The 19812-nt window shown below is 59.8% G+C and carries 19 protein-coding genes, 1 tRNA gene and 1 pseudogene; 15 read left to right on the forward strand and 6 right to left on the reverse strand.

Features of this window, described 5'->3' with window-relative positions; translation table 11 throughout:
• Positions 1 to 177: 177 nt before the first annotated feature.
• Positions 178 to 1539: an aspartate aminotransferase family protein gene (locus ASD00_RS19345; RefSeq protein WP_057208388.1), complete on the reverse strand. Its 1362-nt coding sequence runs from the start codon at positions 1537 to 1539 to the stop codon at positions 178 to 180.
• A 131-nt stretch (positions 1540 to 1670) separates the two neighbouring features.
• On the opposite strand from ASD00_RS19345, the gene ASD00_RS19350 reads away from it, so the two are divergent.
• The 4 genes from ASD00_RS19350 (at position 1671) to ASD00_RS19370 (ending at position 7442) form a co-directional block, all read left to right on the forward strand.
• Positions 1671 to 2540: a LysR substrate-binding domain-containing protein gene (locus tag ASD00_RS19350; protein WP_057208390.1), complete on the forward strand. Its 870-nt coding sequence runs from the start codon at positions 1671 to 1673 to the stop codon at positions 2538 to 2540.
• Between the two features lie 165 nt (positions 2541 to 2705).
• Positions 2706 to 3758, forward strand: a complete 1053-nt coding sequence (locus ASD00_RS19355) for a D-alanyl-D-alanine carboxypeptidase family protein (RefSeq protein WP_057208392.1) — start codon at positions 2706 to 2708, stop codon at positions 3756 to 3758.
• 249 nt (positions 3759 to 4007) lie between these two features.
• Positions 4008 to 4928, forward strand: coding sequence for a carbonic anhydrase (locus ASD00_RS19360; protein ID WP_057208394.1), 921 nt, complete (start codon positions 4008 to 4010; stop codon positions 4926 to 4928).
• Between the two features lie 834 nt (positions 4929 to 5762).
• Positions 5763 to 7442: a GMC oxidoreductase gene (locus ASD00_RS19370; RefSeq protein WP_082523643.1), complete on the forward strand. Its 1680-nt coding sequence runs from the start codon at positions 5763 to 5765 to the stop codon at positions 7440 to 7442.
• Between the two features lie 219 nt (positions 7443 to 7661).
• Here the strand turns inward: ASD00_RS19370 and ASD00_RS19375 are convergent.
• The 3 genes and pseudogenes from ASD00_RS19375 to ASD00_RS19385 all read right to left on the reverse strand — a co-directional run.
• Positions 7662 to 8153: pseudogene (locus ASD00_RS19375) on the reverse strand (DUF5131 family protein); the annotation flags it as partial.
• A 36-nt stretch (positions 8154 to 8189) separates the two neighbouring features.
• Positions 8190 to 8621 (reverse strand): PIN domain-containing protein, encoded by a 432-nt coding sequence (locus ASD00_RS19380; protein WP_057208401.1) that lies wholly within the window; start codon positions 8619 to 8621, stop codon positions 8190 to 8192.
• Entirely contained in the window at positions 8618 to 8920 is a 303-nt protein-coding gene (locus ASD00_RS19385) for a hypothetical protein (protein ID WP_057208403.1), read from the reverse strand. The genes ASD00_RS19380 and ASD00_RS19385 overlap by 4 nt, the downstream gene beginning before the upstream one ends.
• A gap of 223 nt (positions 8921 to 9143) precedes the next feature.
• Between ASD00_RS19385 and ASD00_RS19390 the strand changes: the two genes are divergently transcribed.
• Entirely contained in the window at positions 9144 to 9404 is a 261-nt protein-coding gene (locus ASD00_RS19390; RefSeq protein WP_234908109.1) for a hypothetical protein, read from the forward strand.
• Between the two features lie 19 nt (positions 9405 to 9423).
• Positions 9424 to 9648 carry a hypothetical protein gene (locus ASD00_RS19395; protein ID WP_057208405.1) on the forward strand — a complete coding sequence of 75 codons (225 nt, stop codon included), beginning with the start codon at positions 9424 to 9426 and terminating at the stop codon, positions 9646 to 9648.
• Positions 9649 to 9802: 154 nt separating this feature from the next.
• On the opposite strand, the gene ASD00_RS19400 is transcribed toward ASD00_RS19395, so the two are convergent.
• The gene (locus ASD00_RS19400; protein ID WP_025431465.1) at positions 9803 to 10726 is read right to left on the reverse strand and encodes a LysR family transcriptional regulator; all 924 of its coding nucleotides are present in this window, start codon (positions 10724 to 10726) and stop codon (positions 9803 to 9805) included.
• A 184-nt stretch (positions 10727 to 10910) separates the two neighbouring features.
• Between ASD00_RS19400 and lysA the strand changes: the two genes are divergently transcribed.
• The 9 genes from lysA to ASD00_RS19445 all read left to right on the forward strand — a co-directional run bounded on the left by lysA (position 10911) and on the right by ASD00_RS19445 (position 19460).
• Positions 10911 to 12302, forward strand: a complete 1392-nt coding sequence (gene lysA, locus ASD00_RS19405; protein WP_082523644.1) for a diaminopimelate decarboxylase — start codon at positions 10911 to 10913, stop codon at positions 12300 to 12302.
• Positions 12303 to 12408: 106 nt separating this feature from the next.
• The gene (locus tag ASD00_RS19410; protein WP_057208407.1) at positions 12409 to 13995 is read left to right on the forward strand and encodes an ABC transporter substrate-binding protein; all 1587 of its coding nucleotides are present in this window, start codon (positions 12409 to 12411) and stop codon (positions 13993 to 13995) included.
• Between the two features lie 132 nt (positions 13996 to 14127).
• The gene (locus tag ASD00_RS19415; protein WP_057208409.1) at positions 14128 to 15066 is read left to right on the forward strand and encodes an ABC transporter permease; all 939 of its coding nucleotides are present in this window, start codon (positions 14128 to 14130) and stop codon (positions 15064 to 15066) included.
• Positions 15063 to 15953, forward strand: coding sequence for an ABC transporter permease (locus ASD00_RS19420; RefSeq protein WP_025431468.1), 891 nt, complete (start codon positions 15063 to 15065; stop codon positions 15951 to 15953). The genes ASD00_RS19415 and ASD00_RS19420 overlap by 4 nt, the downstream gene beginning before the upstream one ends.
• 11 nt (positions 15954 to 15964) lie before the next feature.
• Positions 15965 to 16963 carry an ABC transporter ATP-binding protein gene (locus tag ASD00_RS19425; protein ID WP_057208411.1) on the forward strand — a complete coding sequence of 333 codons (999 nt, stop codon included), beginning with the start codon at positions 15965 to 15967 and terminating at the stop codon, positions 16961 to 16963.
• The gene (locus tag ASD00_RS19430; protein ID WP_025431470.1) at positions 16960 to 17934 is read left to right on the forward strand and encodes an ABC transporter ATP-binding protein; all 975 of its coding nucleotides are present in this window, start codon (positions 16960 to 16962) and stop codon (positions 17932 to 17934) included. The genes ASD00_RS19425 and ASD00_RS19430 overlap by 4 nt, the downstream gene beginning before the upstream one ends.
• Positions 17935 to 17959: 25 nt before the next feature.
• Positions 17960 to 18475, forward strand: a complete 516-nt coding sequence (locus tag ASD00_RS19435; RefSeq protein ID WP_025431471.1) for a L,D-transpeptidase family protein — start codon at positions 17960 to 17962, stop codon at positions 18473 to 18475.
• Positions 18429 to 18842 (forward strand): hypothetical protein, encoded by a 414-nt coding sequence (locus ASD00_RS19440; protein WP_057208413.1) that lies wholly within the window; start codon positions 18429 to 18431, stop codon positions 18840 to 18842. Before ASD00_RS19435 ends, ASD00_RS19440 begins: the two co-directional genes overlap by 47 nt.
• A gap of 225 nt (positions 18843 to 19067) precedes the next feature.
• A complete protein-coding gene (locus ASD00_RS19445) occupies positions 19068 to 19460 on the forward strand; it encodes a hypothetical protein (RefSeq protein ID WP_057208415.1) in 393 nt (130 codons plus the stop codon).
• A gap of 266 nt (positions 19461 to 19726) precedes the next feature.
• Here the strand turns inward: ASD00_RS19445 and ASD00_RS19455 are convergent.
• Positions 19727 to 19803 (reverse strand) — tRNA-Met (locus ASD00_RS19455).
• Between the last annotated feature and the right edge of the window lie 9 nt (positions 19804 to 19812).

Below are 19812 nucleotides of genomic sequence, written 5' to 3' on the forward strand. Positions count from 1 at the left end.
GGACTTCTGCTCGGAAGTTCTCGACCAAACCCTACATTCCTACATGGCGGAGCGTGACAGATTCAAACTACCACCTCGTGAAGATCATCGACATTCTCGATACCGTGTCCGGTCATCGCCGATGCGTCGACATGTGGGTCGTAGCAATTCCTCCTGCCTTATCCGATGTCCGGCGCTTCAACCCGCGAGGATCGATTGCTCGACGATCGTCAGCGCCCGGTCGAGTTCCTGGCGGGAGACCACCATGGGCGGCGAAAGCGTCATGACGTTGCCCTGGCTGATCTTCAGGCTCAGCCCCGCTTCCATGCAGCGATAATAGGCCCGCTCCGCCAGCGCATTGTCCGGCGTGAAATCCGTCCGGTCGGATACGATCTCGACGCCGAAAAGCAGGCCGCGGCCGCGCACATCCCCGACCGCCGCGCAGCGTTCGCCGAAAGTGCTGAGCCGGTCCATCGCATAGCCGCCGAGTTCGGCGGCGCGCTCCGCAAGCCCCTCCTCGATGATGATGGAAATGGTGGTCAGCGCCGCGCGCGTCGTCACCGGGTTCTTTTCGTGCGTGTAGTGGCCGATGGCATAGTCGCCCGCCACGTCGAGATCGCGCCTGGCGACCACGCCCGCGATCGGCAAAATGCCGCCACCGAGCGATTTTCCGAGCACGAGGATGTCGGGAACGACCTCGTCGTGCTCGCAGGCAAAGAAGCGGCCGGTCTTGCCTAGGCCGGTCGGAATTTCGTCGAAGATCAGCAAGGTTCCGTGCCGGTCGCAGGCCTCACGCACCTGTTTCCAGAAACCCGGCGCCGGTGGATTGGGCGTCGCCCGCATCGGTTCGGCGACCAGCGCTGCAAAATCGCCCTCGCGGGCGAGGACGTAGGAGATCATGTTGGCGCAGGCGCGCGCGGAACTTTCGAGATTGTCCTGGCCATAGCCGCAGTGGCGGTTCGCCCAGGGCGCGACGTGTTCGGCGCCCGGCAGGAGCGGGCCGGCTATGCCCGAGCGGAAGGTCGCCTCGCCGCCGACGCTCGACGCGCCGAAGCCGGCGCCGTGGAAGGCATCCCAGAAGGAAAGCGTCTTGAACCGGCCGGTCGCGGCGCGCGCCAGCTTCAGCGCGACTTCGATCGCATCGGATCCACCCGTGGTGAACAAGACCTTGCCGAGATCGCCGGGCGCAAGACGGCCGAGCATCTCGGCAAGCTCGACGGCAGGTTCGCAGGTGAAACGACGCGGTGCAAAACACAAATCATCGATCTGGGCCTTGATTGCCTGTTTCAGCCGGGGATGGCCATAGCCGATGTGGTGAACGCTGTTCCCATGGAAGTCCATGTAGCGCCGGCCAGAGGTGTCCTCGATCCAGATGCCCTCCGCCTTGGCGATGGCGGTCAGGCAGGGGCTTGACAGGCTCTGGTGCAGGAAGGCGGCGGCGTCGCGCGCCACAAGGGAGTTCGTCCGTTCGTCGCCCATCCGGGCGTTCCAGGCCCCGCGCGCTGCCGATGTGTTGGCTTCGCCCTCCGTGTGAACCAGGGCGGATGCTGTGGCTTTCATCGCTTTCTCCGATCATCGTGCAGCTGCGTGCAAGCTATCGCATCTATCGGAGAGTGAACAAAATCGATATTAATGAGACAAATTAAGAATTCTTCGATGCCGATGCATCACCTAGGGGGCTTCCGCCTGTCATGCGCTATGTCCAGCTTCGGGCTTTCCATCACGTGGCTCTTGCCGGCAGTTTTTCGCAAGCTGCCCGAGCATTGCACCTCACGCAGCCTGCCATTTCCGACCAGGTGCGCTGGCTGGAGGAGGAATACGACGTCGCCCTATTCGTTCGAAAGCGCCGTCAGATCGAGCTGACACCGGCAGGTTCCCGGCTCCTGGCGGCGACCCACCGCCTGTTCGATGCCGAAGGCGAAGCCCTCGAGGTCCTGCAGGAGGAGCGATCGCTGAGGGCAGGCATGCTCAGGATCGCAGCCGATTCGGTGGATCACGTCCTGGACGTGCTCACCGTCTTCCAGGCGCGGTTTCCCGGCATTCAGATCAAGATCGTCGGCGGCAATTCCAACAGCATCGTGGAGGATTTGCTTGCCTACGACGTGGACGTCGGCGTCCTTGGCGAATTGGCTGATGAGCGCCCGTTCGAAGTCTTTTCGCTCAATGTCTCGCCTGTCGTGCTCTTCGCCGCGAAATCGCATCCCCTGGCGACGCGGACGAGCATTCCGCTTGAGGCGTTGAGCGCATGGCCCCTGATCATGAGGGAGCAGGGTTCACGCACCAGGCAGATGCTGGAGAAGCTCGCGGGGGCGCAAGGGGTGACCCTCCGCTACGCAATCGAGGCCGAAGGACGCGAAGCCGTCCGGCGGATCGTTGCCGCGGGCATGGGTCTCGGGGTTGTGTCCGAAGCGGAGTTCGACAACGATCCGAGGCTGGTGAAAATCGCGCTCGAACACCAGCCGCTTTCGATGCATGAAAAGCTGATCTGCCTGAAGGATCGCCGTAGCAGCAAGTCAATACAGGCCTTCTTCGCGACTGCGCGCGCACTGTCGCAAGGCTAGTGCGTTCCCCACCCAGCATGACCATCGATAGCCAATCGCGAAGATCCCTCGCCTTCGGCAGCGTCGCGTTACCTAGCGAAGCAACGCGCCTCCGACGCGCCGCAGCGAACGCTTGTGCCCCGCGGCACATCATGTCATTAGGACGCCTTCCCCGGAGACTGGCAGATGACGAAAAACATAATCGCCGGAAAACCTTTGAAAAGATTGGTGTTTATGGCGTCCCTTTTTTTGTGGACACCGGCGAATGCAACGCCGGCACTCGTCGTGGATGCCGACAGCCATCAAGTTCTCTATCAGGAAGATGCCGGCGTACCCTGGTATCCGGCCTCGACAACCAAGCTCATGACCGCGTTCGTCGTGTTTGAAGCCCTTCGGTCTGGCGAGGTGACACTGACGACGCCGGTCACCATGACCCGCAACGCAACGAAACAGGCGTTTGTCGAATCCGGCCTGACCTCCGGCCGGACAATGACCCTCGAAGACGCGCTCTTTGCCACGATTACGGCTTCAGCAAATGACGTCGCTGTAGCCTTGGCAGAAGTAGTCGCTTCCGGCGAAACGTCTTTCGTTCGGCGAATGAATGAAGCGGCGGCCCGCATCGGGCTTACGGGCACGCATTTTACCAATCCAAACGGTCTATTTGACCGAGAGAATTACACCACTGCCCGCGATCTTGCGATCCTTGGGTTGGAAGTGGACCGGATGTTTCCTGAATATCGCCGCTTCTTCCTGGCTTCGGCAGTCACGATCGACGGTAAAGAGATCAAGTCCAACAATCTGTTGTTGACGCGTTTCAGCGGCACCATCGGGATGAAGACTGGTTTCCTATGTGCATCTGGACGAAATATCGTCGGGCTCGCCACTCGAAACGGAAGGCGCGTGATGGTGGTCATCTTGGGCGCCACGACAGAACGGGAACGCAACGAAAGATCCGCGCAATATCTGACGCACGCCTTCGATGGAACGCTGTCGCCAGATGCAGTGCTTGTGGATCATCTGCCGAACCGGACCGGTGTCACGCCGCAGGATATGCGCATTCGCCTCTGTACCGACCAGAGTGCTGACTACGAGGCCAGCCGAAATAAGCTTTATCCAATGGGCCTGGCAGGTCAGGAAACCTACTTGCGAGATCATATCACCGGGCAGGTCCACGCGATCACGACATGGGCCAACGATAACGTCACGGATGTACCAACACCCACACCACGCCCATCATAATCACAACAACGAGCCGGCTGTATGGTGCGATACACCTTCGGCCTAAGTCCCCAGCGATCTGCCCAGAGCCGCGGCCTGCCGTTCATGGGTCGCCGGCGGCACGCCGGCTCCCGTCTGGATGCACGGCCTTAGCCGTATGACACGCGCAGTTTGGTTTAGAGGTGCGCCCACGCGTGAAAGTGTTAATGTGGAAAGTCACGGATTTGCATTGCCGCCCCTGTTTCGATCACTGTCGAGGGAGACTGCAAGATGGCAAAGAAGCTGCTCGAAGGCGCCTCGAAGGAGGATCAGACCTGGTTGGCCGAAGTGACATACCGGTTCGCGTTCGATGCTGTGTATAGGTCCCTACCACCGGATGCGAACGCTGCCCGGTCGAGACTCGAGGCTGGAAACCGGGCCTTCGCCGAACTCCTTGACCGGATCGCCTCATCACCACCCGCAAAGCTGAACATCGCTGTCGACCCGCATGATGTCGGCCTTCTTCCCGGGCGCAGCGCGGCACCCAAACAGCAACCGTTTGCGGCAATTGTCGGTTGTGCCGATGCGCGTGTTCCGGTCGAGCTGATCTTTTCCGAGGGCCCGAACGACCTGTTTGTCGTCAGGGTGGCCGGCAATGGCATGGGCGACGACGTCACGGCCAGTCTGAGCTATGCTGTTGATCATCTCAAGGATAGCCTGCGCACGATAGTCATCCTCGGCCACAGCGGGTGCGGGGCCGTTTCGGCGGCCGTCGACGTCTATCTGGAGCCAGCAAAATATATGCAAATCATGACGCAGAAGGATCTGCGTCAAATCCTGGACAGCATACTGATCGTCATCCAGCTTGGCGCGACCTGGCTGGAGAGGGTGTATGGGACCGAGGTCGTCCGCCGGCCGGGATATCGGACCACACTGATTGAGGTGGCGATAGCGCTAAACGCGGCGCTGACCGGATATGGCATTCGTTCGCGCCTGAACTTGGCGGCCCGCGGCGAAATTGAAGTCGTCTACGGCGTCTATCTTCTGGAGGAGCGACTTGTGTGGTCACCAAGAGGAGAGAACCCGGACTGGTTTCATTTGTCGGCGGCACCAAGGGACCCGGATGACTTCGTCATACTGTGTGACCTCCTAGTGTCGTGCCCTCGGGTACTGGACCTGCTCGCTACCACCCCGAAGCCCGTGCGGCACTAGGAGACCTGTGCGCGGGTGTCTGGACTGGCGTGTTGAATTACGATTCTCTCAATCTGAACAATGGATTGAGGATGCGATGTCGCACGTCGGCGCATGGGGCGGCTGCTTGCTGGCCGCTTTCGAGGCGCTCAAGCCGTCGTGCGGTTGCGCGGCAAACAAAAAACCCGCCGGTTTTCGCCTGGCGGGCTTTTTTTGATTTGGTTGCGGGGCTTGATCACGCAGAGACTTGTGATTTCGGGACGCTATATGAATTTCGCTCATATTACGACGTCGCCGCCACACCTTGAGGCGCCTAGCCGCGGCGATGATGCGGGCGGTGATCGGCGTGTAGCACAAGAGCAGGAGGTCGGCTTCAGCCACCTCGCGCCTCAGCCTGTCCTCCGGCACGCGCCGTCGGGCAGCGAGACGAGCTCGACGCCGCGCGCCCCTAGCCCGGCGTCGATTTCCGGACATTCGATTTCCTGATCCGTCCGAACGGCTTTCATGGCATTCCTCCTGCTTTATCCGATGTCCGGCGCGTCAACCCGCGAGGATCGATGTTCGACGATCGTCAGCGCCCGGTCGAGTTCCTGACGGGAGACCAACGGATTTCACGCCGGACAATGCGTTGGCGGAAGCTGCCACTAATCCTTTTGATCGAGGTGACGAGCAAAATCATCCTACTTTAGGCGAAGTTGTTCTGCGGATAGTGAAACTCTAGCGTGCCGTGTCAGTTGGCGCCTCCGTCTTCAATCCGCTGGCGATCCCGCCAAGACTGATCCGCAGTGCCACGAGGGGACGGAAGGGTGATTGCGGTGGCGGCTAAAAGGGCGCTGGCTCAAAAGTGGGGGGCAGATGTTTGCGGGTTTAGAGGTCTTTCAACAGGCGTTTGACGTGTGCGTCGCGGGCGCTGGCCCGGTCGGTATTGCCGCTGCGCTTGAATTGAGCAGGCGCGGCATGCGAACGCTGCTTCTCGAAGCGGGGCCGAAACGATCGAAACGACCCCAACGAAACGAAACAGGCTTCGACATAGAAGACGATATCTATCACGCTGCGGACCGACTTACTTCGGCCACCGGACTTGGCGGCACGTCCGAACGATGGGGTGGGCAATGCGTTGAGCTGGATGATATAGACTTCGAGGCAAGAGATTATGTCGCACACTCCGGTTGGCCTATTGCTCACGAAGAGATTTCGCCTTTTTATCAGCGGGCACGGGCTCTTTTGAGCAGCAACGTCGCCGGCGAGCGATCGGAGCCGGAACCGGAGACTGATTTCCCATCATCCCGGGAAAGCTGGACACGAATACGCAACACAGCGAAGGCCAACAGCGCCGAGCTCGCTTCTTCGAAGAACCTCTTCGTCGCCCTGGACGCGAGGATCAAAGCTCTGGCGTTCGATCCGGTTGAGGCGCGCGTACATTCCATGTCGATTGCCTGCCGCGGTGGTTCGTACAAGGTGTGCGCAGACCAATATGTGCTGGCCTGTGGCGGCAGAGGTAATACCCGGCTCCTACTGAACCTCCAGCTGGCGTTTCCGCAATTGTTCGGCGGAAGCGATGGGCCGCTCGGGCGCTTCTACATGGGACACCTCGCTGGACAGATCGCGCAGATCGAATTCGCCACCAAAGAGCATGCCGAACGGTATCTTTTTAAGCGCACATCCACCGGAACCTTCGTGTGTAACCGGTTTCAACCCGCCCCCCAATTGCAACGGGCACACGAGCTGCCGAATATCGCTTTTTGGCCGACGAACCGTAGGGCCGCTTTCGGTGAGGCCGACACGGCGCTCTCGCTGCTACATCTCTGGAACAGTCGGAAGTCCTTCGTCCACAAGGCGACATGGGGCGAAGCCGACCGATTCCGTTACTATAATGCTCTGCATAATGTACTGCGCAATCCCCTTGGCGCGACCTCTTCCGCGCTGGGGCTGCTTCGCCAAAAATTCAGCTTTGCCGAACCATATGTTCTGCTGCGCAGGCCAGACATGAAATACGGCCTTCGCTACCATGGGGAGCAAATTCCAAGCAGTTCAAGCCGCGTCTTCCTCAAGCCAGAGCAAGATGCGGACGGCCAGTTCAAGCTCGACGTCTCATTCCGATATCTGCCTCAGGATTTTCGCGGGACGCTCCAAGCACATGTCGCCTTGGATCGCTGGCTCAAGGAGCGCAAGATAGGCAAGCTGATATTCGACGCAGCCCCCGAAAACCTCGAAGAGCATATCGCCGCGCAAGCCAAAGACGGATACCATCAGATCGGGTTGACCAAGATGGGCGTGGACCGCAACCACGCCATCGTCAACCACAACTGTCGCGTCATCGACATCGCTAACCTCCATATCGCCGGCAGCTCCGTTTTCGCTACGTCCGGACAAGCGAACCCCACGCTTCCCGCCGTCGCCTTGGCCATCAGACTCGCCGAACATCTCGCCAGCGAGGCCCGCCATCAAAGGACGGCGGCGAGTTTGTCGACGAGCAGCTGCGGAAGCCTCTCTTCCGGCCCTCAACCCGTCACGGAAATCCTGTCCTCACTCTGACGCTCGGGGGCGTTGCGTGGGAAGCTCCCCGCTCGAAGGCCGGCGACCCTGGCGCCGGTCAGGGGGAAGCTGTCCGCACATAGGATCAACTTGGCGCCCCCAGACAGGACATTAACCGCCACCCGTTACAATACTAATCTTACTAATCAAACACCCTCTTGACTCCTAATTGACACCGGCCGTTGCTTTGTTCTGCCCCAGAACGCCAAAAAAGCCCGCCGACTCGGGCGCCCTATGCAGATGCTCAACACGATTGACGACATCCGCGTTTTCAATGCTGGTGCCGAGCCAGACGTTTGGCAGGACTTCGCCAATCTTGCCGGAAACCAGCTCCGTCATTCGGTCGGGCCGCTTCGTGAGGATTTGATAGTTGTGGCGCGGCGTCTCGCGCATCACCTGCCAAACTTCGAGAATGAAGGCGTCGCTGACCTGCTCATGAAACAGGTCACTCATCGAGTTTACGAAGATCTTTCGGGGTTTGCACCAGCGATGCGGAATCGACAGCGCCTCCCGATCCTCGCGTACCACGCCATTTTAGACAGTTCACCGTCCAGTCTTGCGGGTCAGCCCCGCATATTTCTCCACGCCCATCGCCTCGAGGCGTTTAGCCATTTCCATGGCATAGCAATGCGTGCAGCCAGCGGTCACAATCGAACACCCGGCAACTGGATTCCAAGTCGAATCCGTCCACTCGATCTGCGTTTCAGCCATGCCTCTCTCCCGAGAATCTGTCACCCAACGAAGACATCAGTTGCCATCCCTCATAGGATTGACGAATTGGATACCGGCGAAATCTTTTCCGTTGTCCGTGACCACCACGCAGTCGTTAGCACCGGCGACGGCAGCGATGATCATGTCGAGTGCGCTGCGCGGACGACCTGCGGCTTTGCCTTCGGCCATCAATCGCGCCCAGATCAAAGCTGCCTTGTCGTCGAACGTAAGGATACGGTTGGCGAACAACTCCTGCGGACCTTCCGGCCCCGAGAACCAGGCATCAAGGGCGTCTCGCTTCTTGCCGCGCGGCTTCTCCAGAATGCCGCGCCGGATTTCCGCGATGGTGAGCGAAGCGACGAACAGGTTCTCATCCTTCTGTTCGATCCACCATGCCAACAGCGCTTCCGAGGGCTGCGGCTTGACGATATTGCTGATGATGTTTGTATCGAGGAGATAACGCGTCACAGCTCGACCCTGCGCCCTTCCTCGCGGGGGCGCGACAGATCGACATCAGCGCCGACCAGAGGCGAGCGGCGGAGGGCGGACAGGATACCGCCGGATTTCGGCGGCTCACTCGCGACGAGGGCCTTGACCGCCGCCCGCGCCTGCTCCGCTTCCGGCCCCTCTTCAGCTAGTTGGCGGGCAAGCGACCGGATCAGTTCGCGGTCGGATTCTAGCGCCAGGACCTCGAAGCGCTTGAAGCCGCGCTGCGTCAGCCGTGCGCGATAATTCTCGATTGCTCTCTTCTGTGCGGCATTGCTCATGACGGGTCTCCGTTCTATATCCTGATATATAGCCGATATTAACATCATAAACAAGGGATGTCAGCGATGCCACGAGACTCGCGCCATAAAGCAGTAATGCAGAACAATACTGCGCGTTGGCGCCAGTATTTTCCATATGCTGCGGCACGCGGAAGTGCGCCAAGCTTTGCCGTAGCCGCCGAAGGCACGCCGTCCACCGCCGAATATACGCCTTTAATTTCAGTTGCTTATACTGATCCTCACGCGAATTCTGCAGGGCATGACCTTGCACCCACCCGGCAACAAAGCGAAGATGTCAAGAAGAGAGCGCGAAGAGCTCCTCGAATCCTTGCTGATCGACGAACTGGAACTTACCTTTACACCTCGTGGCAACCCCGATCCGCGCTTTCTGGGTCTGGTCGACTTTCTGGCACGGCAGGCAGCGCGGGAGTGCTTCGCGGAAGAAGTGAAGATGATGAGGCGACGGGGGAAACGCACCTCCTGATGCCGAAGGGAGAGGTGCATTGAAGGTCGCGATCTACGCCCGCTACAAAGAGAAGGAGAAGCGGATCGAGGCGGCGAGCATACTGCGCTTCGTGGTGGACACGATCGTGCTGAGGCCGGTGGAGGGCAAGGTGGAGATCGACGTTCAGGGCGATCTTGCTGGAATCCTTACGATTTCCGCACAAACGAAAAACCCCGCCTTAGGGGCGGGGTCATCGCAAGTAAAGATGGTTGCGGGGGCCTGATCGCACCGAGACTTGCAATCCCAGCGCCATGCCTGAGCTTTACGCAACCATTCTGTTATACGGTCCAGCGGTCATTCGCTTCGTCACCCTATCGGTGCGGCTCTTCCGGCGCTGTCGCGTGCGGTTCAGATCGTTTCGATGAGAACGCGGTTGCCTAGCCCTTGTCCATCGCAGACTGCAAGGTTGCTCGCATCTCGTTGGCAACGTCTTTTAGGATTGCGGTGAATTTTTCCGCGACTGCCGAACCCGTTTTTCGGGCCGGACGCCAGACGGCGAGCGCGTAGGGGACGCCGACGCTGAACCTTCGCAGGACCACGCCCTTGCCCAAATAGTTCGCGGCGGTCAGCGGATTGATGATTGATACGCCCACTCCGGCTGAAACCATTGAACAGACGCTTGCCGCAGTCGTTGTTTCAACCGCGTAGCTACGCGAGATGCCCGCTGCAAAGAAGATGTCGTCCAGTTTCCGTCTATACGGGTCATCCTGCGAAAAATAGACGAACGGGACACTATCGAAATCGGCAGGCTCGAGAACCGGTTTGGACGAAAGCGGATGACCAATCGGCAAGACGCAGACCAGGTCGCCAACTTCGATGCGCTGCGAGATAACTCCCTGATGTTCGAACCGGCCTTCAGTTACCCCCAGGTCAAACACGGTCGTGGTCATCTCATGCTGCAGCGACAATTCCTCGAGGGAATGAAGGGACAAATGAACCGCGGGGCGATGCTTCAGGAGCCGTTGCGCCACACGGGGCAGGATCGCCTCAGCATAGGCGGGGATGGTCGCGACCCGGCAGTTCGCGGCATTGTGCGTTCGGATCGCGGACGCGGCCCGACTAATTTCTTCCATGCCGACGAAGGCGCGGCGCACGACTTCATGCAGCAGCAGCGCCTGGTTCGTCGGTGTCAGGCGCTTGCCGAAGCGCAAGAACAGCTCGAATCCGATCCGCTGTTCCATATCCCGCAACTCGCGGCTTATCGTTGGTTGCGATGTCCCCAAGGCCGCCGCAGCCGCGGTCATGCTCTTGTTGATCATGATGGCGTTAAAAATCTCCATCTGACGCTGATTGAGCCGCATCGTTCCGTTCTTTCTCTTTCCCGCCTCGGAGATACCACCGTTCCCGTCGTTGACCGGTCGAGGTTCCAGCAATTTGCATATCAAATCTGAATAAGACGGCTTTAGCAATTATTTCCCAAGCATCGCGAGGTCTGGAATCATCCGCTCATTAGGAACCGCTGATGCAATTATTCGTGATGGGCTGATGACAAAACATACGGAACCGCCGAATCGCCTGGGAAAAGACCGGAAGTGGCTCGTCTATCAGGCTGGCGGCCTGCATATCGAGGATGTATGTCTTAGCGCCGTGGCAAGGGCCGTGCCGACCCCTTTCTACTGCTATTCCGCAGATGCCATCCGATCGGCGTACAAGTATCTCGCGTCTGCCGTTAACCCGATCGGCGTTTCGATCTGTTTCGCGGTCAAGGCCAACAGCAACATCGCCGTGCTTGGCTTGCTGGCGGAACTTGGTTGCGGCATGGACATCGTTTCCGGCGGAGAGCTTGAGCGCGCCCTCGCCGCGGGAGTGCCGGCATCGAAGATCATCTTCTCCGGGGTTGGAAAGACGCGCGCCGAGATTGCCCGCGCAGTTGAGGTCGGCATCCACCAGATCAACGTCGAGTCGGCCGCTGAAATCACCGCAGTGGCCGAGGTTGCTCGAGGACTTGGCCAGCGCGCGCCGATCACGCTTCGCGTGAATCCCGACGTCGATGCAAAGACACACGCAAAGATCACGACGGCAACCAAGGACAGTAAGTTCGGAATCCCGATCGGCGATGTAGCCGACCTCTATGCCGAGGCAGCGGCGATGCCGGAACTCGAGGTGTTGGGCGTCGCCGTTCACATCGGATCGCAAATTCACGACATGTCGCCGTTCCGACGTGCCTTTTCGGCAATGGCCGAGCTGGTAATGTTCATGCGCGGGAGAGGACTGGTCGTGCCGCGTCTGGATCTTGGCGGCGGGATAGGCATCGCCTCGGACGACACGCCGGGTCCCGACATCGCAGAATATGCTGCAATCATTGCCGAGACAGTCGGCCACCTTGGCTGCCAACTGACTGTGGAGCCCGGTCGATGGCTGGTCGGACGGGCGGGGTTACTGGTGACGGAGGTTCTTTACCTCAAGGAAATGCAAAGCGGGCCCATGGCCATCCTGGACGTCGGGATGAACGACCTGATGCGTCCGGCGCTTTACGACGCGCAGCATCCCGTTTTAACCCTTCACGTGCCGCGCACGGATCGGGCCTCCCATCACTACAGCCTCGTAGGTCCGATCTGCGAAAGCTCCGACAAATTCGGGACGTATAATAGACTTGGCGAGATGCGCGCGGGCGATCTGCTGGCGTTCGATTGCGCCGGCGCCTATGGCGCGTCGATGGCCTCGACCTACAACTCCCGTGATCTCGTGGCCGAGGTCCTCGTGGAGGGCAGCCGGTTCCGGACGATACGGCGTAGGCAAAATATCAGCGAGATGCTGAGGCTCGAGCAAGCGGGAAGGTGGCAGTTTCCTGTTCCGGAAGGGCAGGAAGCGACCAGGTCAGCTCAACCGGTCTCGGACGAGGCGCTCAGGACGCCGGTGACAATCGGCACAAACTGAACTGGAAACTGATCCGGAAACGGAACAGTCGGGGAGGCACGCGGCGACATTCGTCGTGCACGTCGACCCGGATGGGGAACCAAGAAAAAGGAAGAAGGACGGACAAATGCTTAATAAGGTCAAATTTCTAATGGCGACGGGGCTGGTCACGCTTGCCCTGGCCTCGCCCACACTGGCGGCAGATCACGTATTGCGAATCGCCTACCAAGAGGATCCGAAGACCGTCGACGTGCAGATGACGCAGGATTTCTACACCCTGCCGCTGAATGTTTACGACCGGCTTATCGAAGCGGAAACGAGCGGCCCTGGCCAATCGAAGCTGGTGCCCGGCCTCGCCGAGAGCTGGGAAGTTTCGGAGGATGGCAAGACCTATACGTTCCATCTGCGCAAGGGAGTCCTTTTCCACAATGGCGAGGAACTGACGGCCGATGACGTCGTCTACACCTTCGACCGGATGCTCGACCCCAAGACCAAGGCCCTTAGCACCGATATTCTCGACTTCGTCGATGGCGCCAGGGAGCGTCTGGACGGCACGGCCACCACCGTCCGTGGATTGCAGGCGGTAGACAAATACACTGTCAAGATCATTCTGCGCGACCCCTACGCGGCCTTCACCGCTCTTATGGCCGCCCCGGCCGCCTCGATCTACAATCGGAAGTTCACCGAACCGTTGGGCGACCAGTACGGTCTCACGCCTGAAACGACCAACGGCACTGGTCCGTTCAAGTTGACGGAATACAATCTGAACGACAATCAGGTTCTCGAAGCCAACGACCAGTACTACCGTGGTCGTCCCAAGCTCGACCAGATCATCATCCGCGTTGTCGCAGATTCGGAGACCTTGCGGCTTCTCTTTGAATCTGACGAACTGGACGTCTTCGACGTTGACTACGCTCCGACGCAGTTGCCTTATTTCACCAGCAGCGATCAGTGGAAGGGCCAGGTCCGGGCGGGTCCGCGCGTCGGCATGTACTACTATCACATCAACCAGGCGCTGAAGCCCTTTGACGACGTGCGCGTCCGCAAGGCATTCCAGATGGCCATCAACCGCGAGGAAATTCTCCAGAAGAATTTCTACGGCAAGGGCATGGTTGAAAACGGCGTGATGCCGCGTGGCCTTACCTGCTACGCCGCCGCCACGCCCATCGAATACAATCCGAGCAAGGCCAAGCAACTTCTGGCCGAAGCGGGTTATCCCAACGGCGTGGACATCAAGCTTGCGCAGGTCAGCAGCTGGTCTTCGAAATGGTCTGACATGAACCAGATCATTCAGGCCCAGATTAAGGAAGCCGGCTTCAACGTCCAGATCAACACGATGGACGAGTCGGCCTATCTTGCGAGCCGCAAGGCCGGGACGGTCGACAACTACACGCAAAACTGGTCCGCTGACTTCAACGATCCGGACAACTTCTTCTACACGTTCTTCAGCAAGAGCGGGACAGCGGTTCGTGGTTACAACAACAACGATACTGAAGTCTTCGCGGCTCTCGACAAGGCACGGTCGATGACCAATCCCGAGGAACGCTGCGCACTCTATCAGAAGATGACCGATCGGATCGTGCAGGAAGACGCGGCCTGGGTGCCGATGTTCAGCCTCGATCACGCCTACGTCGTGCAGCCGCGGGTGAAGAACTTCGTGGTGCCGTGGAACGGCTGGAGCGACATGAGCTACTATAAGATGGAAGTCGAATAAGGCATTCGAGGTGGCGGGCGTTGTTCATCGGTGCCCGCCCCATCTGAGCGCGCTTGTCGCCAGTGCGCCTTCTCTGGCAGGTATCTCCTTGCAGCTCTCGCCTCAGTGAGACCCAATGAAAGATTTCTTTCGATGCTGATCTTCGTGATAAAGCGCATCGCGATTTCGATCCCCGTTCTGATCGCCATCACGGCGTTGCTTTTCATCATGCTCAATGTGATCCCCGGCGATCCCATTGCGCTGATGATGAAGGAACATGCGAGCGCCGACGTGATCGACCGCGTACGTGCCCAGATGCACCTCGATGATCCGCTGCTCACGCGGTATTTCAGGTTCCTTTTCGCCGCGCTGCAGGGCGATCTCGGCGTGTCGATCAAGCTCAACCGGGACGTGACGACACTCATACTCCACGCCTTCCCGAATACGCTTCTCCTCGCAGCCAGCGCGGCGATCGTTTCCTGGGTCATCGGCATCCCCGTGGGGATTCTGTCGGCGGTTCGGCGGGGCTCCAAGCTCGACCATTTCTTCATGGGCTTCTCGCTTCTGGGCGTGTCGATGCCGATCTTCTGGTCCGCCCTGCTGATGCAGTACATCTTCGCCTTGAAACTGAAATGGCTGCCGGTATCGGGGTTCTACGGCTTCGAATATGTGATCATGCCCGCCATGGTTCTGGGGTGGAGCTCCGCAGGCGTGATCGCCCGTTTGACTCGATCCAGCCTCTTGGAAGTGATGCGCCTTGACTATATCCGAACGGCCCGGGCCAAGGGACTTCGCGAGATCCTGGTAATTCAGCGGCATGCACTCAAGAACGCGCTCATTCCCGTGGTGGCTATCATGGCGATCCAGGTTGCCACCCTTCTGTCCGGCGCGGTCATCACCGAAGCGATCTTCGGCATTCCCGGCGTCGGCCGCATCTCCGTCAACGCCATTCAGGCGCGCGATATGCCGCTTCTACAAGGGTCGGTCCTCTTTGCGACTACCCTTGTCATTATGGGGAATCTGATTGCCGATATTCTCTACTCCATTCTCGACCCCCGCATTCGATACCAAATGAAGGGAGGATCGAAGTGACGCAATTTTCCGAAACAACGGAAGACTTTGCCGATACGAGCGAGAGCGACAGCTTCTTTCGTGAGACGGTCAGGGTCTTTTGCAGAAACCGCATGGCGGTGATCGGGCTGATCCTGGTCGGCGCTCTGGTCTTCGTTGCGATTTTTATTCCGCTTATCAGCCCCCACGATCCCTATCGCGTCGCGCTGGACGAACAGTTCTTGCCGCCGTCCACCACCTATTGGCTCGGGACAGACAATTTTGGCCGGGATCTTCTGACACGGATTCTCTATGGCGCCCGGATCTCGTTGGTCGTCGGCATCGTGCCGAGCTTCATCTCTCTGGTGATCGGGGCCGTAATGGGCATCATCAGCGGATATTTCGGAGGCAAGACCGATGTCCTCATCATGCGCCTGGCCGATACCATGCTCGCTTTCCCGTCGCTGCTCTTGGCGATGGTCGTGATGTACACGCTGGGCGCAAACCTCTTCAACATCTTCATCGCGTTGAGCCTCGTCGGCTGGGCAGGTGTGGCGATGGTCGTGCGCTCCCAAACGCTCGCCCTCAAGGAGAAGGAATACATCGAGGCGGCGCGCGCGAACGGCACGAGCAAAGTGACGATCATGGTTCGCCACCTCTTCCCCAATGTCATCCCGACGCTGATCGTCCTGTTTTCGCTCAGCATTCCCGAGGCGATCATGTGGGAATCGAGCCTCAGCTTCCTCGGCGTGGGCGTCCAGCCACCCGAAGCGAGCTGGGGGTTGCTAGTGGCAAAGGGCAAGGAATACCTCTTCTCGGCACCGCTGGTCGCGATCATTCCGGGGGTGGCAATCCTGGTCGCGGTGCTGGCGTTCAATTTTGTCGGTGACGGGCTGCGCGACGCGCTCGATCCCTACATGAAAGACTAGCGGGCGCTGCGATGACAGATCAGAGCATATTGTTAAGCGTGCGCAACCTGCGCACGGAATTCCAGACCCAGCGCGGCTCCGTCAAGGTTGTCGACGGCGTGTCGTTCGAGGTCGGCCGTGGCAAAATAGTGGGACTGGTGGGAGAATCCGGCTCCGGCAAGAGCGTGACGGCGCTGTCGCTGATGGGGCTGGTGGCATCCCCCCAGGGAAAGGTAAGCGCCGACAGCATTATGCTGAACGGCACCGACCTGACACGGCTGAACGCCGAAGAACTGCGGCGCAACCGCGGCCGTCAACTATCGATGGTGTTCCAGGAGCCGATGACATCCCTGAACCCGGTGAGAACCATGGTCCAGCAGGTCGGAGAGCCTCTTTCGATTCACACGAATCTCGGTCGGCGTGCTATCCGCGACAAGGTTCTGCACATGTTCGAAACGGTGGGCATACCGGAACCTGCGGCGCGTCTCGACGTCTATCCGCACCAGCTGTCGGGCGGTCTCAGGCAACGGGCGATGATCGCCATGGGACTGATTTGCGAACCGAAGCTTCTCATCGCGGACGAGCCGACGACCGCGCTGGATGTGACGACACAGGCGCAAATCTTGCGGCTGATGATGGCGCTACGCGACAGGGTCGGCACCGCGATCGTCATGATCACCCATGATCTCGGTATCATCGCAGAGATGTGCGACGAGGTGAACGTGATGTATGCGGGCCAAATCGTCGAGCAAGCCAACGTCTTCGACCTATTCGACCGGCCATCGCATCCCTATACGCGCGGACTTCTCGCATCGATCCCGAAGGCGACGGAAAAGCGCTCGGCGGAACGCATGAACAGCATTCCGGGTGTGGTGCCCAACCTCGCCAAACTTCCCACGGGCTGTCGTTTCAATCCCCGATGCGGGGACGCGATGCCCATCTGTCGGGTGCAGCAACCCGGACTGACGGATCTCGGCAATGGTCACAAGGCCCGCTGTTGGCTTCACGACAAACAGGGAGGAAAGCTGTGAGCGAAGTCCTCATCTCAACCGACGGGCTTAGCAAGCACTATCCTATCGGTACAAGTTTCTTCGGCCGACGGGATCAGGTGATCCGTGCCGTGGACGGCGTCAGTTTGGATATCTACGAGAGAGAGACATTCGCGCTGGTGGGCGAGTCGGGCTGCGGCAAGACCACGCTTGGCCGTGTCATGCTGCGGCTCCTCGACCGGACCGCAGGCACCGTGCGGTATCGCGGCCAGGACCTTCACGCGCTGAACGATTCAGCGATGCGGGCGATGCGCAAGAAGCTCCAGATCGTCTTTCAGGACCCGTTTGCCTCGCTCAATCCCCGGATGCGGATCAAGGACATTCTGGCCGAACCGCTGCGCACGCACCGCTTCGGAACAGAGGCCCAGATCGAGGAACGCTGCGGCGAACTGCTCGACATGGTCGGGCTGCGGCGAACCTTGTTGCGCCGTTACCCGCATCAGTTCAGCGGCGGGCAACGGCAGCGCATCGGCATCGCCCGCGCTCTCGCCAACAGCCCTGAATTCGTGGTCTGCGACGAGGCCGTTTCGGCGCTGGACGTCTCGATTCAGGCGCAGGTCCTGAACCTGCTCCGCGATCTTCAGGAGCAGCTGAAGCTGACCTATCTGTTCATCACGCACGATTTGAGCGTGGTTCGCCAGTTCGCTGACCGCGTCGGCGTGATGTTCCTGGGGCGGATGGTGGAGGTCGGCACGACGGAGGAGATATTTTCCAATCCGCGTCACCCCTACACGATGTTTCTAATTTCGGCGGTTCCGCGCGCCGATCCACATCAGCGGAACCGCGAAAAGCCGTTGCTGGTCGGCGACATTCCGAGCCCGATGAACTTGCCGACCGGATGTCGATTTCAGACGCGCTGTCCTTACGCTCAGGCGATCTGCAGGACGGAGGAACCGGCCCTGTCCGATCAGGGCGGCCGGCCAGTCGCGTGTCATTTTCCCCTGGGTCTGTGAGATTTCAAGAAGGAAGGAGCTGAGCGTGGATCTGATCGTTTCGCGAGACGGGGACGGCTGGCAGGCCACATTTGGAGACAAGCGCTGGCGCTGCGCCGTTGGCCGCGGCGGCTTGCATACAGACAAGGTCGAGGGCGATGGCGTCAGCCCCATGGGCCGTTGGCCGATCCGCCAGATTTTCTACCGGGCAGACCGGATGGCCAAGCCGACAACGCGGTTCCCCTGCCATGAGATCGACAGGTTGGACGGCTGGTGCGACGCCCCCTCGCACCCAGACTACAATCGCCAGGTGAAGCTACCCTTCGCCGCGAGCCATGAAGAGCTTTGGCGACAGGACGATCTCTATGACGTTGTTGTCGTATTGGGACACAATGACGACCCGCCGGTCGCCGGCGCGGGCAGCGCGATCTTTCTGCATGTCGCCCGACCGACCTATTCGCCGACTGCGGGTTGCGCCGCGCTCTCGAAAGAGGATCTGCTCGCCTTTCTGGCAATTGCCGAACCTACCTCGCATCTGTGCTTTCACCGTCGATCCGCATGATCTCGGTCAGCAGCCATCTCAGACACCCGCACCCGTTCCCATCCCGACCGCGCATGGGCTGCCTACTCTCACGGAGGGCAACGACGACGGTTTCCTGTCGGCTGAGAACGGCGTCCACGGGTTCGGCGATGCCGGTATTGCGGCCTCGCTCGACGACATGCAGACCTGGGAAACCCATATCGACGACCCGAGCTGCCTCTACAACCGCTTGTCGGCCCCGGTGACTTTTCGCGACGAATCTCCCGCCAGCTACGGGTATGGCCTGCGCTGGGATGACGTCGGCGGCATCAAGGTGACCGATCTTGGCAGCGGTCTGCGCGGCTTCAGTGGCTGCACGCGGCGGCGGAGCGGCTTTCGGTGGTGTTGATGCTCAACCATGACACCAGCACACTCTCGGCCGCCACAGCCCTTCTGGACGCGGCTCCCGGCCGCGTTACCAGTCCCCAGCCTGTCCGCGCCGAAGATTGGGACGGACTTTGACTGAATGACGAACAAGGGCTGGTCGTCATAACCGTTCAGGATCCGCCCGGCGTCAAGCTCCATTATGCGCCGTCGGCGGCAGGGGTTATGGTCACCGCAGACGGTGTCGCCCATGACCAAGGGCTCACGCTTCAAAAGGAAGGTCATGCGCCGCCAGAGCGAAAACCTAGACGTGGTCGCCCGCTCCCTTCCCCCTGTCAAATGGGCCGGCCGAGGCGGGATTGCTGGACGCTATTGGTCGGAGGAACTGGAAACCTATCTCGGGATCGAGACCCGCGACGGCGCCACCTACGCGGTCTTCGAAGGCATGTTGGGCACTGGTCCGATGGAGCCGATATATCCGCTCTCCGACGAAATCTGGACAATAACGACAAGGCGCTTGATGGACGCCGCCCCGCCTGGCGATTGGTCGGTTCAGGCCCATCGGGACGCAGGCGGTATCGTGACCGACCTGACCGTCGGCTGCTGGCTCCAACGAAAGATCAGCTACCAACGCGTTCGGTGATCGCACAAGCCTGCCGCGTGCAGGGCCTTGATGATATCGTCGGTCATCTTCTTGGTGTCGCCGTGCGGTTCGGGCCTGATGGCAGAATGACCGGCACTTTCACTCCCGACGGCCGAAACACAGAGTTGGTTTCGCGTTCATTTCTGTGCCGTTTCGTCGGCTTGCGCCTGCTTGCGGGCCGCTTTTGAGGCGATCAACTCGTCGCGCCGTTACGAGACAAACAAAAAGCCCGCGGACCTTTCGGTCTCGCGGGCTTTTTTTTGATTTGGTTGCGGGGGCAGGATTTGAACCTGCGGCCTTCAGGTTATGAGCCTGACGAGCTACCGGGCTGCTCCACCCCGCGCCATCTCGG

The sequence above is a fragment of the Ensifer sp. Root31 genome (genome assembly GCF_001424825.1).
GTDB lineage: Bacteria > Pseudomonadota > Alphaproteobacteria > Rhizobiales > Rhizobiaceae > Ensifer > Ensifer canadensis.

Excerpts from the sequence above, each read along its gene's own strand:
- ASD00_RS19400 (WP_025431465.1), bottom strand. The coding sequence starts at position 10,726 with ATGCGGCTCAATCAGCGTCAGATGGAGATTTTTAACGCCATCATGATC.
- ASD00_RS19345 (WP_057208388.1), bottom strand. The coding sequence starts at position 1,539 with ATGAAAGCCACAGCATCCGCCCTGGTTCACACGGAGGGCGAAGCCAAC.
- ASD00_RS19350 (WP_057208390.1), top strand. The coding sequence starts at position 1,671 with ATGCGCTATGTCCAGCTTCGGGCTTTCCATCACGTGGCTCTTGCCGGC.
- ASD00_RS19410 (WP_057208407.1), top strand. The coding sequence starts at position 12,409 with ATGCTTAATAAGGTCAAATTTCTAATGGCGACGGGGCTGGTCACGCTT.
- ASD00_RS19415 (WP_057208409.1), top strand. The coding sequence starts at position 14,128 with ATGCTGATCTTCGTGATAAAGCGCATCGCGATTTCGATCCCCGTTCTG.
- ASD00_RS19360 (WP_057208394.1), top strand. The coding sequence starts at position 4,008 with ATGGCAAAGAAGCTGCTCGAAGGCGCCTCGAAGGAGGATCAGACCTGG.
- ASD00_RS19385 (WP_057208403.1), bottom strand. The coding sequence starts at position 8,920 with ATGAGCAATGCCGCACAGAAGAGAGCAATCGAGAATTATCGCGCACGG.
- lysA (WP_082523644.1), top strand. The coding sequence starts at position 10,911 with ATGACAAAACATACGGAACCGCCGAATCGCCTGGGAAAAGACCGGAAG.
- ASD00_RS19370 (WP_082523643.1), top strand. The coding sequence starts at position 5,763 with ATGTTTGCGGGTTTAGAGGTCTTTCAACAGGCGTTTGACGTGTGCGTC.
- ASD00_RS19445 (WP_057208415.1), top strand. The coding sequence starts at position 19,068 with ATGACCAAGGGCTCACGCTTCAAAAGGAAGGTCATGCGCCGCCAGAGC.
- ASD00_RS19425 (WP_057208411.1), top strand. The coding sequence starts at position 15,965 with ATGACAGATCAGAGCATATTGTTAAGCGTGCGCAACCTGCGCACGGAA.
- ASD00_RS19355 (WP_057208392.1), top strand. The coding sequence starts at position 2,706 with ATGACGAAAAACATAATCGCCGGAAAACCTTTGAAAAGATTGGTGTTT.